Annotated in this window: 11 protein-coding genes and 1 pseudogene; 7 read left to right on the forward strand and 5 right to left on the reverse strand. The window is 63.2% G+C overall.

Annotated elements, in window-relative coordinates:
* The first annotated feature begins 3 nt into the window (after positions 1-3).
* The 4 genes from AB7O82_RS11990 (at position 4) to AB7O82_RS12005 (ending at position 3,963) form a co-directional block, all read left to right on the forward strand.
* Positions 4-2,133 (forward strand): hypothetical protein, encoded by a 2,130-nt coding sequence (locus AB7O82_RS11990; protein WP_428619437.1) that lies wholly within the window; start codon positions 4-6, stop codon positions 2,131-2,133.
* A gap of 212 nt (positions 2,134-2,345) precedes the next feature.
* Entirely contained in the window at positions 2,346-3,110 is a 765-nt protein-coding gene (locus tag AB7O82_RS11995; protein ID WP_428619439.1) for a glycoside hydrolase family 108 protein, read from the forward strand.
* 5 nt (positions 3,111-3,115) lie between these two features.
* The gene (locus AB7O82_RS12000; RefSeq protein ID WP_428619441.1) at positions 3,116-3,634 is read left to right on the forward strand and encodes a 3TM-type holin; all 519 of its coding nucleotides are present in this window, start codon (positions 3,116-3,118) and stop codon (positions 3,632-3,634) included.
* Positions 3,635-3,648: 14 nt separating this feature from the next.
* The gene (locus tag AB7O82_RS12005; RefSeq protein ID WP_428619444.1) at positions 3,649-3,963 is read left to right on the forward strand and encodes a hypothetical protein; all 315 of its coding nucleotides are present in this window, start codon (positions 3,649-3,651) and stop codon (positions 3,961-3,963) included.
* A gap of 14 nt (positions 3,964-3,977) precedes the next feature.
* On the opposite strand, the pseudogene AB7O82_RS12010 reads toward AB7O82_RS12005, so the two are convergent.
* A pseudogene (locus AB7O82_RS12010) lies at positions 3,978-4,735 on the reverse strand (ImuA family protein).
* 370 nt (positions 4,736-5,105) lie between these two features.
* Between AB7O82_RS12010 and AB7O82_RS12015 the strand changes: the two are divergent.
* The 3 genes from AB7O82_RS12015 to AB7O82_RS12025 all read left to right on the forward strand — a co-directional run bounded on the left by AB7O82_RS12015 (position 5,106) and on the right by AB7O82_RS12025 (position 11,531).
* Positions 5,106-8,933, forward strand: a complete 3,828-nt coding sequence (locus AB7O82_RS12015; protein WP_428619446.1) for a DNA methyltransferase — start codon at positions 5,106-5,108, stop codon at positions 8,931-8,933.
* 76 nt (positions 8,934-9,009) lie between these two features.
* Positions 9,010-9,858 (forward strand): helix-turn-helix domain-containing protein, encoded by an 849-nt coding sequence (locus AB7O82_RS12020; protein WP_428619448.1) that lies wholly within the window; start codon positions 9,010-9,012, stop codon positions 9,856-9,858.
* Entirely contained in the window at positions 9,858-11,531 is a 1,674-nt protein-coding gene (locus AB7O82_RS12025; RefSeq protein ID WP_428619450.1) for a DEAD/DEAH box helicase family protein, read from the forward strand. Before AB7O82_RS12020 ends, AB7O82_RS12025 begins: the two co-directional genes overlap by 1 nt.
* A 76-nt stretch (positions 11,532-11,607) precedes the next feature.
* On the opposite strand, the gene AB7O82_RS12030 is transcribed toward AB7O82_RS12025, so the two are convergent.
* The 4 genes from AB7O82_RS12030 to AB7O82_RS12045 are packed head-to-tail and all read right to left on the reverse strand — an operon-like array spanning position 11,608 to position 13,389.
* On the reverse strand, positions 11,608-11,997 hold the full coding sequence (locus tag AB7O82_RS12030; RefSeq protein WP_428619453.1) for a hypothetical protein: 390 nt from the start codon (positions 11,995-11,997) through the stop codon (positions 11,608-11,610).
* Positions 11,994-12,218: a hypothetical protein gene (locus AB7O82_RS12035; protein WP_428619456.1), complete on the reverse strand. Its 225-nt coding sequence runs from the start codon at positions 12,216-12,218 to the stop codon at positions 11,994-11,996. The genes AB7O82_RS12030 and AB7O82_RS12035 overlap by 4 nt, the downstream gene beginning before the upstream one ends.
* Entirely contained in the window at positions 12,215-12,421 is a 207-nt protein-coding gene (locus AB7O82_RS12040) for a hypothetical protein (RefSeq protein ID WP_428619458.1), read from the reverse strand. Before AB7O82_RS12040 ends, AB7O82_RS12035 begins: the two co-directional genes overlap by 4 nt.
* On the reverse strand, positions 12,418-13,389 hold the full coding sequence (locus AB7O82_RS12045; protein WP_428619461.1) for an AAA family ATPase: 972 nt from the start codon (positions 13,387-13,389) through the stop codon (positions 12,418-12,420). Before AB7O82_RS12045 ends, AB7O82_RS12040 begins: the two co-directional genes overlap by 4 nt.
* Between the last annotated feature and the right edge of the window lie 4 nt (positions 13,390-13,393).

Raw genomic sequence — 13,393 nt, forward strand, 5'->3', positions numbered from 1 at the left:
GAGATGGCGAACCATCCCTTCAAGGACGTCTTTCAGGGCACAGCGGCGGCCGACGACATTTCGGCGGTGATCGAGCGGAACACGCCGTTCGTCGCGCACTCGCTAGAGGACATCCGGACCCGCGACCTTGCCCGGACATGGGTGATCGAGCTCCGCCTCGGGACGGTGGTCCGGCGCTATGTCCGCGACGACACGAGCACGGCGGCCGACGACGGCGTGAACGTCATCTGGGACGACGAGGATCGGGCGTTCGTGCTGCTGTCGGCGGAGTCGGCAGGCGCGACGTTCGTCCGGGCGCGCGTCGCCGCGACCGGCAATGTCGCCATCGCCACGGCGCTTGAAGCCGGCGATACCCTCGACGGCGTGACCCTCGCCGAGAACGATGTCGTGCTCCTGCCCGCTCAGTCGACGGCGCATGAGTGCGGAATCTACGTGGTCCCTGCGTCCGGCGCCGCGAGCCGCCATGCGTCGTTTGCCACCTACGACTCCATGCCCGGCGTGCATGTTTCGGTCATGGAAGGCACGGTCAACGCTGACACGCTTTGGCGCTGCACATCGAACAAGGGCGGCACGCTCGGATCGACGGCGCTGGTGTTTGCCGAATTCGAATCGCTCGGAGCCGTCCCGATTGTGGCGGATCGTACGGCGCTCGCGGGCCGCTCCGCCGGGCTCGCATATCTCGTCGAGACGGGGCGCGAAGGGCTGTTCCGGTTCGACGACAGCGATCTCTCCGCCGCGGTGTCCGCCGACGCGCTGAAGGGCCTGTACGTCGCCCCGGCAAGCGATGCGACGGGTGAAAGCGGCGCATGGGTCCGGGTGCGCAACAACGGTGACGTGCGGGCGAAATGGTTCGGCGCCGCCGGCAACGGAGTGACCGACGATGAGGCCGCGATCAATGCGGCCATCCAACATTTGCCGGCAACCGGCGGCACCTGTTGGCTCGACGGGAAGCATCTCGTAGAGGACACGATCCGGCTCGGAAATGGCACGTCGTCTACGCTATCGACGCGCCATGGCGTCATTCTGAGGGGCGCGGTTCCGCCGGTGTTCGCTCGTGACGGGTCCGCCCTGGCGTTGACGCCGGCCGCGTCGATCATATGGGGTGGCGGAACCGGCCAGGCCATTGTTGACGTCGCCGGGCCGATGATCGGCGGCGGTGTCTGCGATCTGCTCATTGACGGCGACGACACGACCGGATCTGTAGGGCTGCGGCTCAAGTCGATCAGCCGATTTGAGCATTCGCGCCTGACCATCCGCAATTGCGCCATCGGGCTGCAGCACGACTGCCACGACGGCACCGGCTTCGATCCGGTGATCAGCGGCAATACCGAGCACGTCCGCGGCAGCGACATCATCATCGAGATGCCGGCAATGGCCGATGCGATCGGCTACCTGGCGACCGGCCCCGCCAGCGGCGCAGCGTCATCGGCATTCATTACGATGGATACGCTGCGCATCTATCCGCAGTCGACAAATCGCGCGCTGCCGATCATCTTTCAGGTGGCAGACGGCATCAAGATCAGTAATCTGCTCATCTTCCATGCGGCTACCGCGCACGCCGACAGCTACAATATAATCTTCGACTATTCGCTAAACGGTACATTCCCCAGCGGGATCATGCTCGACATGATCGATGTCGGCTGGAATATCCCGGCCGGTCGGCAAATCGTCAATTCCGGCTCTCCAGGCTCGCTTTCGACGCCGAACCACGTCACGAACATCTCCGAGATCAACGGTGGTCGCTACCCGAGCAATATTAGCAACACGCTCGTCGATCTGCCGAAGAAATGCGCCGATCTGCTGCTTTCCGGCACTGACGCCGGCGTGTCGAGCACAACGATGTTCGTCCCGAAGATCGGGACTCGCTACCGTATCTCGTGGCACATCGCCGTAACAACGGCGGGCTCCGGCGGGAATATCCTTCTGACGTTTTCGTACAAGGACGATGCAGGGATCGCTCGCAACAAGACGGTAGAGACGCTTGCGTGCAACAGCACGGACAGCGCCGGTAACGGATCACTACTGATCGAAAGCTCTCTGTCGTCGCCGTACATCAACTATCAAGTTGACTTCTCGGGCGTGTCCGGGTCGCCTGAATACACGCTCGCCGCGACGGTCGAGCGGCTGAATTAGGCCGCGACGCTCACCCGGCGGTCCCCGTCGTCCGCGACCGGAGAAACTGGGTGATGCTGCGCATAGACGATGTGCGCCAGCGACACGCCGCCGGTCAACGCACCGTCACCGGGGCGAACGAGGGCCGCGCCCACTGGTTGCATCCCGCCACCTAACCATACTTCCCGCCCTCCGGGAACCCCGACGATCCCCAACTGTGAGGACTGTGCAACATGGCGGCAACCAGCTTTGCCCGCGCCTACAAGCTCGTGCTCGTGCATGAGGGCGGCTACGTCAACCACCCGGCCGATCCCGGCGGCGCGACGAACAAGGGCGTCACCCAGGCAACCTACAACGCCTATCGGAAGGGCCGCGGGCTGGCGACGCGCTCGGTCCGCGAGATCACCGACGACGAGCTCGCCACCATCTACCGGACCCGCTACTGGGATGCGGTCGACGGCGACCGGCTCCCGGCCGGGCTCGATTATTGCGTCTATGACTTCGGCGTCAACTCCGGCCCGCGGCGCGGCATCGAGTTCCTGCAGCGCGCGGTCGGCGTCGATGATGACGGCCGGCTCGGCCCGATGACCATCGCCGCGGTCGGCCGGGCGAACGTCGAGGCGACGATCAACCGCATCTGCGACGCCCGGCTGGCCTGGCTGCGGACGCTCAAGCACTGGGGCACCTTCGGCAAGGGCTGGTCGAGCCGGGTGGCCGGCGTCCGCAAGAACGCCCTCGCCATGGCGCGCGGGTCGGCTACGGAGCCCGTCAGGCCCGATCCGGTCCCGTCGCGCACCGACGAGGCCGTGCAGGTGCCAGCGCCTTCGGCAGGGGCCGGCAAGGGCGCGGCCGTCGCTACCGGCACCATCGCCGCGGGCGGCGCGGTCGTCGCGGTTGCCGAGGCCGACCAGACCGCCGGCATCATTCTCGGCGTCGGGCTGATCATCGCCTTCGCCCTGGTCGGCTTCCTGATCATCCGCAAGCGCAACAAGGGCTGATCCCCATGTCCATCATCGGAATGATCGCCGGATCCAAGCTCGCCGGCGCGCTGGTCAAGGTTGGGGCGCCGATCCTCGCCGACGTCGTCAAGAAGAACGTCGGCCCCGGCGCCGGCAAGGTCGTCGAGAAGCTCGGCGAGGCGCTTGGCGTGCCGCCTACCGCCGAGGCCGTCACCGAGGCGATCGAGGCCGCGCCCGACGTGACCGCACCGACCGTCCGCGAGGTCGAGGCGGCCGATCCGGACTACTGGCAGTTCATGGCCGGAGCCGACGACAATCGAGCTGCCCTTTTCGAGCGTGAGGATGCTCGCGAAAGCTTCTTCTCGTGGGGCTGGCGCCCGGCGATGTGCTGGCTGCTGATCTTCCTGTGGGCGTGGAACGGCATGCTTCTCCCGGTCGCCAACGCGGCCCTTGGCGCGGCCATCCCGTCGATGCCGTGGGAACAGCTCGTCGCCTTCTCCGGCCTCTGGCTCGCGATCTACGGCGGCGGCAACACGATCAAGAGCGTCTGGGGCAAGGGCTGAGGCAGGGCGGGGCAATGGGGCTGGACTGGTGGCAACTCCTTCTCGGGATCGGCGGGTTCCTCACGCCGGTCGTCCTCACCGTCATGGCGCGCGATCGGGCGCTCCTCACCATGATCGGGCAAATCCAGACCGGGATGCAGGCCATGATCAAGGCGGCGACCGACCCGATCCACGAGCGGATCAACCGGGTGCGCGACGAGTATGTCCGCGAGGACCACCTCAACGGCCATCTCATGCGGATCGAGAAGCGATTCGACGACATGGCAACGGAGCAGCGCCGCCGCATCGGCGGGCAAGCACCACACGCTGGCGTCCGTCGCGGCCGATAAGGACGAGCGGCGTCTCAGGCGGAGACGCGGCGTCGCCCGATTTCCTTCTGAAGCGGTCTGTTGGCCACGACGGAAGGAAGAGCGATACGACCCTTGGCATCGCATGGCTCCACTATGAAATCTGCGCTCTCTCCGGCACGGCATCGGATCAGTTCAAGCTGCCAACGCGCACGCCCGACCCCTGGCACCGGCAATGGCGTCGACAGCAGGACCGATACCCGCCAGCGCGTTGCGGCTGCCGCCGGCTGGCCAAAATCCGTGGCTTCCGTCTGGCGCCGCCAGCGGCGAATTGCGATGCCGATGGCGCCAGAGCTTTCGGCAGCAAGCTGCAGCCGCCGCGAGGCCGTCATTGAAAGCCGGGCAATCTCGGCAACGACAGCGCCAGAGCCGCCACGAAGACCTTCCTCAAAACAAGCGAGAACGGATTTTTCGTCACCAGCCTCGACATAGATCACCCTTCCCGGAGGGAGGCCCGCCTGTTCGATCGCCGGCGCGAACAGGTCCGGCCGGGTAACGCACCACAGCACCTTGCCGACCGTGGAGCGGCGATTCCGGCCGCGAACAGTGCAGCGGCCGCGCCATCGACAGCGCCATTTCCTCCGCCCGCGATCTCGTGCAGACCGCCAAAAGCCAGTCCCCCTCCCGGCAGAACCCTGTCGATCGCGGCCACTCCGAACGGCAAAACCGTACGCTCGCGTGCATTTCCACCTTCGAGGCGCGCGATGCGTTCCCGAAGCTCGGAAATGACAGCAGCTGGCGTCGATGCACTCATCTGTCCCTTGAAACACGGGTTGCCTGTGATATGTTTCTCATTTGTTCTCATCTTGCTAAAGAGTCAATCGGGCTGGTGTGAATGCTACCGGGAGGAGATTGCAGGCGCTCTGGAGTCAAATGCCTTGCATTGTTTCTGTGGTGGAAAGCGGAGGGAGGCTCTGCGTAAATGGAGGACTAAGCGCTACGCCAGATTGCTACCATTCGCCCAGACCTCTGAGATTAATTGGCGTTTATGGCGTCGTTTCACCACAGCTCATTAGCCAGGCGTGTTTGTGAAAAATACTTCGTAAAATCAGTTATTAGCGCTCGTTGTGGTGTTGACTAATTTTGTTAACGGTGCGACTCTCAGGCAATGTGCGGAGAGGCGTATGTGGTCTGCAACTGCCATCAAAAGTCGACGTGAGGCTTTGTCCCTGACGCTGACCGATCTGGCCCAACGGCTGGATGTGACGAAGTCATACCTGAGCTACCTTGAGAGCGGAAAGCGTGCGCCCACGCCCGAGCAGGCTGTTCTGCTCGGCAAATTGCTCAATCTTCCAGCCGAAATGCTGTTGATAGGGTCAGGACGCCTCCCGGGCGACGTTCAGACCGCGATCAGCGAAGATGCCGCTGAGGTGACGGTCGCGGTGCGGGCCAGGGCCGACCAGAACGCCGTGCGCGTGCAGACGGAGCCTTTGGCACTGCCGGTCCCCAAGCCGGGCCGGGTCGTATTCGGGGCGGCGCCGCCGCCACCGCCTTTGTTGGAAGTAAGCAAAGCGTCCACGCCTTACCGAGCACACAGCTACCACACAAAAATTCCACCGGCGGCGATCAAGCCGTTTATCGAGGCTTTCACCCGGCCGGGTGATACCGTGCTGGATTCTTTCTGCGGTTCAGGAATGACAGGCGTGGCCGCCCTAAGTGTGAACCGAAATGCACTCTTGTCGGACCTTTCCCCGGCAGCTGTGCATATCGCCCGTAACTACACCACGCCTTGCGACCCGAGGGCCTTTGTGCGGGCGCTCAACGCAGTTGCGGCGGCTGTCGAGCCCACGATGGCTTGGCTTTACATGCCGGTTCAGCAGACGAATCGAACCATCGAGTACACTACCTGGAGCGATGTGTTCGAATGCTCCGATTGTGGCGGAAAGATCGTCTACTGGGACGCTTTCCAGGCTTCGGGCGATGATCTGATCAGGTGTCCACACTGCGGTGCCCGTGCGCGAAAGGCCAGCTTGACCTGGATCGGCGAAGAGCCGGTCCAGACGCATATGACGGAGCGCGGCTCCCGCCGGATTTCATCTCACGCGCCGACCGCGCAAGAGAAGGCGTTGATCAGCGAGATCGAGTCCGCTCCCATCCCGCAATGGACCCCCACGACCGTGTTTGGTGCAGATCGAGAGATGTGGCGCGCCTCCCATTCGGCTATGGGGATCACCGACGCAGCAGGCTTCTATACCAAGCGAAATCTCCATGGGCTTGCCGCCCTGCGTCACGCCATTCTCGCTGAACCGGACCTTCGCCTGCGGGAAGCGCTGCTCTTCGCTTTCACCGGCTGTGTCAATCGCGCGTCTCGCCGCTACCAATGGAACGCGAAGCGGCCGACAAATGTGATGACGGGCACCCTCTATATCTCGTCACTGCGGTACGAGTGGAACGTGTGGAGTCTGTTCCGGCGCAAGGCTGCGGATGTACTTCGCTACTATGAGAGCTTCCCCGTCACGTCCGCAAAGGCCGATGTCTATCAGCGATCAGCGACGGATCTCAGCTGCATCCCGGACGCCGCCATTGATCTCGTGTTCGTCGATCCGCCTTTCGGCTCGAACATCTTCTACGCCGACAGCTCGTTGCTCTGGGACGCGTGGCTTGGATCGGCCACCGACCAAAATGCCGAGATTGTGGTCAACCAGAAGCGCACGCGCGCAGTTGGTGGCAAAGACATTGCGGCATATGGCGGGCTGTTGGGGGAGGCGTTCGCTGAGGCGAGCCGAGTGCTTCGCCCTGGCGGCCGGGCGGTTCTCGCATTTTCAAATTCCGACGATCGGGTCTGGACTGCCGTGCAAGATGCGATCTCGGACGCTGGACTTGAGGTGCTTACAGCGCACGTATTGGACAAAGGACAGCCGTCGATCAAGGGCGTGAAGGGGCATCTCGGTGAGGAGCATGTCACTAGACTCGATTTGACGCTTTGCATGGGCCATCGCGGCCGCGCTTCACGAGGAGTGCGGAAGGCCGTCACGCCGGCCTTTATTGATAGAGCGATCGAGCGCGCGGTGGCCGGCGGCGACAAACGCAATGACCAAATTTACTCGGCGGTCCTGCGGGATGCGCTGAAGGCCGACCTTTCAGTAACGGGGATCACCATGCCGATAATCGAGAAGCGACGGCTCGCGCTCGCCAAGGAGCCGCCGCAGGCGCCTACTTCGTTGCCCGACACGCCGATTGATTTTGTCAGCGGTTATCTCGCGGCGGGTTCTGAGCTTCCGCATTCTAAACGCGCGTTCACACCCGATGCACCGCCGGAGGAAATTTCAGTTCCAGGCGGCCGGAACACTGCATTCTACCTTGCTCATAGCTATCACACGAAGGTGCCCCCTGAAGCGATTACACCCTTCATTGAGCACTTCACAAAGCCTGGGGATGTGATTCTTGACCCTTTCTCCGGTTCCGGAATGACCGGTGTTGCCGCCGCACAAGCTGGCCGAAAGGCGATCCTCAACGATCTATCATCCGTTGCCGCCCACTTGGCCTGGAACCACACTCGGCCCTGCGATGGTGATGCGTTGGCGAAAGGATTTGCCGACGTCGAGACCGCAGTGGGATGGCGACTGGCAAAACTCTACGCAGCCAAGGACGAAACCGGAAAGCCTGCGCAGATTCGGTGGACACTTTGGAGCACGCAGCACCGATGCCCGGCGTGCAGCAACGTCTTCGCTCTCTGGGACACGATGGATCGCAAGACCGGTCGCCTTGGCCGATCGACGCAATGTCCCCGGTGCCTAACCGAGGCCGACCGGCGACGGTTTGAGGTGATCGACAATGTGCCGGCGCTCGTCGCCTTCCAACGCAGCAATGGCAGTCTCGGAGAACGTCCCGCCACCGCCGCCGACGTCGCCCACGCGCGCGGCGTGAAACTGGATGAAGGCTTGTGGTGGCCAACGACACCGCTTGGGCCTGAGAGGGAAATGTATCAGCGTTGTGCGCTTCAGCTTCAGGGGGTTCGCACGGTAGCGGATCTCTACACACCCCGTAACCTGCTGGCGTTGGCGTTGATCTGGCGTGAAATAAACGAGTGTCCTGATGACCGTGTTAAGCGCGCCCTGGCCTTTGCCTTCACCAACACGGCGTGGCACGGGACGAGGATGCGCCGCTTTAATGCTCGCGGCGGCCACCGGCCGCTGACCGGCACGCTTTATGTCCCGCAGCTGAGCTCCGAGGCAAATGTCTTGGAGGTCATGAGGAAAAAAATCGGTCAGCTTCGCAGCTACTACGAGGCATTCGTTCCGAAGGCGAAGGAATCGCCACACGTGATGGTAGGCAGCGCAACGGCGCTTACCGAAATCGTAGATAACAGCGTCGACTATGTCTTCACAGACCCCCCTTTTGGTTCAAATATCTTCTATGCGGACTGCAATGTCGTTTGGGAGTCTTGGCTCGGTAGGCTGACCAATCCCGACAACGAAGCGGTTGTGAACAAGTCGCTTTCGCAGGCCGACGGCGGCAAGTCGCTAGCTGACTACGAAGGGCTGATGACGCTCTCCATGAAGGAGATTGCTCGGGTCTTGAAGCCGGGTGGTTGGGCGACCGTTGTGTTCCACAACACTGACGCGAGCGTTTGGCGCTCCCTTCATGACGCAGCATCGGCTGCAGGATTTGAGTTCCATGAGGCGTCGTCTCTGGATCGGAAACAGCAAAGCCACAAAGGGTACAAAGGCCGCGATGGGCAGGAGAATGTTGCTCATTTCGACGTGGTCATGAACTTGCGGAAGAGCGTTGCGACAAGAAGCGCTGCAGCATCGAAAGTCCGTACGGCGCGGGCGGACCTTTCGACTCTGGTCGAACGAGCGCGCGCGATCCCTGATGTGGCCGCGAGGGGTCTCCAGGGTGTCCATGCGGAGGTCATGCGTCAGCTTGTTTCCAGCGGTAACCGAGATTTTCCCGAATTCGGCGAAGTTCGCCACGTGTATCAGGCGGCTCTAAGAGACCTTGACTCCTAACGTCGAGACCCATACAGCTTGCTAAGCTGTAGCATTCGCCGCATGCGGCCGCGATTGCGCAGCTTAGGAGTGGGGCTTGGACGACGAAATTCTGACGATCCAAGAGGTCGCGGTTCGGCTCAAGCTGGCTGAGCGGACGGTTTATGCCATGGCGACCGCGCGGGAGTTTCCGGCTTTCAAGATCCGGGGGCAGTGGCGCGTGAGACGCTCTGACTTTGAGGCATGGCTGCAGCACATCATCGCGGCTGGGGGCACTGGCCATAGCAACGCGGGTGGCGACGGCCTATCGGAACAGCAGGCCACGTCCGCTCCAGCCAACGTTAACACCGGGATCACGCCCTCCCCGACAGCGCCCAGGGACGCCTCTACCGCATCGGGGGTTAAGGCGTTGAGCGACCGCCTAACGCAGCTGGACCTTCATCGTCACTTCATTGCCATGCTGGGGAAAGGAGTTACCTCGCATTCCGCCCTGTCTCAAAAACCGCTCGAACTAGACTTGGCATCGCCTTTTCCAGGCCGCATCAGAATCTATCTTTTCAACGCTACGCGCCCCCCAGGCGGCAGGCCGCTGGGTGAACATAAGGTTCAACTGATCATGCCTGGCCAACGCAGGGATGAGCGAGGATCGTTCGACCACGGGGATGGCCGAATGGTCTTTCTGGTTGGTTATGCGGCGGAAGAGGATGTTTTTGTCCTGTGGGACGCCGGACTGTATCCAGACTTTGCATGGTCGCGAAACGTCCAGGTCAAAGCCGAAACCATTGTCGAAGCGTCCGCCGGAAAACTTGCCACGCAGCAGCGCCATCTGCGGCCAGCCGACGGTCAGGCGGTCACTGAAACCCTACTTGCCGCTCCGGCCTCGCGATTGGTTGAAGCGATGCAACGTCGGGTCCAGCTGACCCGTGAGCGGATGATGCAGACCTGATGGCCAGCCTTGCGGATCTCGCGCTCAAACGAGCTTATCACAAGCCTGAAGATGACATTGCGTCGTCTTTTTACTTGCCCGCCGTGGCTGTTTCAAACGCATATGATCGGGCAGTCGGCTATTTCAGCAGCACCGTATTTCTTGTCGCCTGGCCGAGCCTGAAGGCGTTCGTGGCCAACGGCGGCAAGATGAGGTTGATCTGCTCTCCAGTGCTGTCGGACGACGATCATGCGGCGATGCGCGAAGGATATAGCGACAGGGCAAACGCCGAGCTCGCTGAAAGTCTAAAGACCAGTTTCGCTGCGATGATGGCGTCCGAAGCTTTGATGAAGCCAGCGGTGGTGCTGGCCTCGCTCGTTGCGGCGGGTGTGATCGACTGTCGCGTCGCATGGGTTGGCGAGACTGCTGGTGGCCGGCCAAAGCGGCTATTCCATGACAAGACCGGTCTTCTAACGGACGCGTCGGGAAACAGGGTCGCGTTCAAAGGATCGATGAACGAGACCTGGCCCGGCTTAGCGTTCGATGGAAATCTCGAGTCGGTAGATGTTTTCGCCAGCTGGCGCGACGAAGGCGAGCGCGAGCGTATTGCCGATGAGACAGAGTACTTCCAGCGCTTGTGGACCAACACTTGGCCTGGGGTGATCACACAGTTCCTTCCCGATAGCGCCCGAGCGGAAATCATATCGGCGGCAGATGCTGCGAAGTGGCCGGAATTCGTTGATGACATCTGCCTGACACTCGAACGAGCGGCTGGCTGGTCCCCCGAGGCAGGCAAACAAGGTGGCCGAGCACCGAGGCCCCATCAGGTTGCGGCGTTGGAGGCCTGGACCGGCCGAGGACGCCGGGGAATCTTCGAACACGCCACAGGCTCGGGCAAAACCTTTACAGCGCTCTGCGCGATGAATGACGGCCTTAAACGGGGTGATGTACCGCTTATCCTGGTCCCGAGCGATCTCCTTCTGAAGCAGTGGGAAGCTGAATTAGGGACCGCATTTTCGGGCCCCGGCGTTCAACTGCTGATCTGTGGCGGAGGTCATGCGGACTGGCGCTCCGACGCAAGGCTCCGCAGCTGGACGCGTCCAACATTGTCTGGCGCGCGACCACGTGCCGTTCTTTCGACTCTGCAGACGGCGACGAGCCCCGCTTTTGTTGGTTTGGTGAGCGGCGGCTCCCACTTGTTCATGATCGCAGACGAGGTACATCGACTTGGGGCGATCGGCGCGCGCAATGTTTTCAACCTCGATACGGGTGCTCGCCTAGGCCTCAGCGCGACCCCGAGGCGCGCTGGCGATCCCGAAGGCACGAAAGCCATTCTCGACTACTTCGAAGGGGTCGTTCCTCCACCTTTCACGCTGATGGACGCCGTCGCCGCTGGCGCGTTGACTCCGTACGCCTACCACGCACACCCGATCCGCCTCGAACCAGACGAACAGGCTAGGTGGCTTGAGGTTACGGAGAGAATTCGTCGGCTATCCGCCCGTGCCCAAGGGGATGCGGACGGACAACCTGGTCTACAGGCCCGGTTGAAGCTGCTGCTGATTCAGCGTGCTCGTATCGTCAAGGGCCGCCCGCGCTGCCCACAACAAGTCGCCCGTCACCGGGCGGGAGAGGGCGTCGGCGGCTTCGCGGTCGAGATCGCGGTCAGCATCGAGGTAGATGATTGGACCCGGTAAGACCTCAACTCCAACCATGTCTGAGGTGTCCTCGCGAGCGGCACGCGCCCGCAGCCGGGCGATCAGGTCTGCACGGTCAGCCATGCTGTGCCTCCAGGGCGGCGAAGAGGGCGGCGAGAACGGCGAGCGCGGGCGTGGCCGCCTGTTCGTACGCACGCTGCCCGATGGCAAAACCAAACTCGGTGACGACCGGCTCCGCCAATTTGGCGAGCGGGAGGCGCTTGAGCTTCGACCAATCGCCCGGCGGGACAGTCATCGTATCGACCGACCACGACCACCCCGGCAGCTTCTCCTCTACGAGGGCAAGCGCCGCGTCGATGGAACCGCGCAGCGCGGCATCGAGCAGGTACCATTCGTGGCTGAACGGCGGGAACGTGGCAGACGACAAAACATGGGCCGCGATGTCGTCCAGTGGCCCGGTTGCTTCCGCCAGACGGCGGCGGATGTCGGCGTAGGGGGAGGTCATGCGGCGGGCTCCCTCAGAACGAACGCGCCATCCCGGCGCTCGACGATGCCGCGGCGGACGAGCCCGCCGAGCGACTGGCTGTGGACCGGCTCGCGGTCGCTAAACCCGAGCCGCGCCTCGAACTTGCTCCCGCGCCGGTAGACGACGGGGACGATGCGGCGCCCGGCGCGCATGCGGTCGAGGATCGCCTGCTGGTCGTCGGGGAGCCGGGGGCGGCTCAATGCGTACGCTCCGCGGCGTTGAGAATCTCGGCGAAGTAATCAGCGGCGGCCTTGGCCGACCGCAGCCAGCCTTCGCGCACGTCCTCGTCCATCGCGGCTAGAGCGTGACGGGCGTCGGGCGTTGGTCGCTTGAGCCGGTAGTTCGCCTCGCATAACCGGATGGCCAGTTCGGCCGGATCGACGATGGCAACGAAGCCAGTCATGACCGCGCGGCCTCCATGCGCTGGTTGAGGTCGTCGTGGATGGAGTCGATCTTCGCCTGGTCGTCGTCGGACAGTTCGCGGTACCACGCGAGGAACTCCTTCCGGCCGAGCGTCTCGGCCTTCTTCCGCGCGAGGTCGAAGATCGAATCCTCGTCGCCGGGGAGGCCTCCCGCATCGAGGGAGGGCGAGGCGGTGGCCTCCCCGGCCGGCGCCGCGGTCGCGGTGCCTGTCGCGCCGCCCTTCGCCCATTGGGCGAGGCCGCGGCCCATTTCTTCGGACAGCGCCTTCCCCTCGGTGATGTACGGCCGAAGGTAGGACGGCAGCTTGATGATGAAGTCCTCGCCGATCTTGTCTGACCTCCACACCGGCACGCCGTCAGCGCGCGGCGGCAGGATGCACGTCAGGTCGAGAGTGTGGACGATCTCCAGCGGCGCGACCGGCTGCCAGCCGATGTTGATCACCTTCTTCCCGTCCTGCTTGGTCTTCTCGCGGGCCCGGAAGGTGAAGATCAGCGGCGTCTTGATGTGCAGGATCCCGTTGATCAGGCGCTTCCGCGATGCCTTCGGCTTCGCCCAGGCGGCCCACTCGTTGCCGCCCATCTTGGGGATCATCTCGTCGTGCCATTCGAGATATCCGCCCTCGCCCTCATGTTCGTCCGATGCGCTGTCGACGATGATCGCCGCCGGCTTGCGGGCGAGCTGGTCGCGGATCGCATCGAGGAACCGTTCCGGCCGGCACGGCGGCGCAAATTCGACGATCTCGAACGGGATCTGATCGGCGTACTTCCGGGACCGCCCGCCCTCGGTGTCGATGACGATGATCGGGCCGCCGCGGACGGACTGTATGCCCTTCGCGATGCGCAGGCTCGACAGCGTCTTGCCGCCGCCGGGCGGGCCGACCATGCCGAGAAGCAAGGGCTCCTCCTGGCGGGTGGCCGGGCGCGCTTCGAACTTCGCCGGTGCGTTCATCGGT

The sequence above is a fragment of the Reyranella sp. genome, from assembly GCF_050185545.1.
Lineage (GTDB): Bacteria > Pseudomonadota > Alphaproteobacteria > Reyranellales > Reyranellaceae > Reyranella.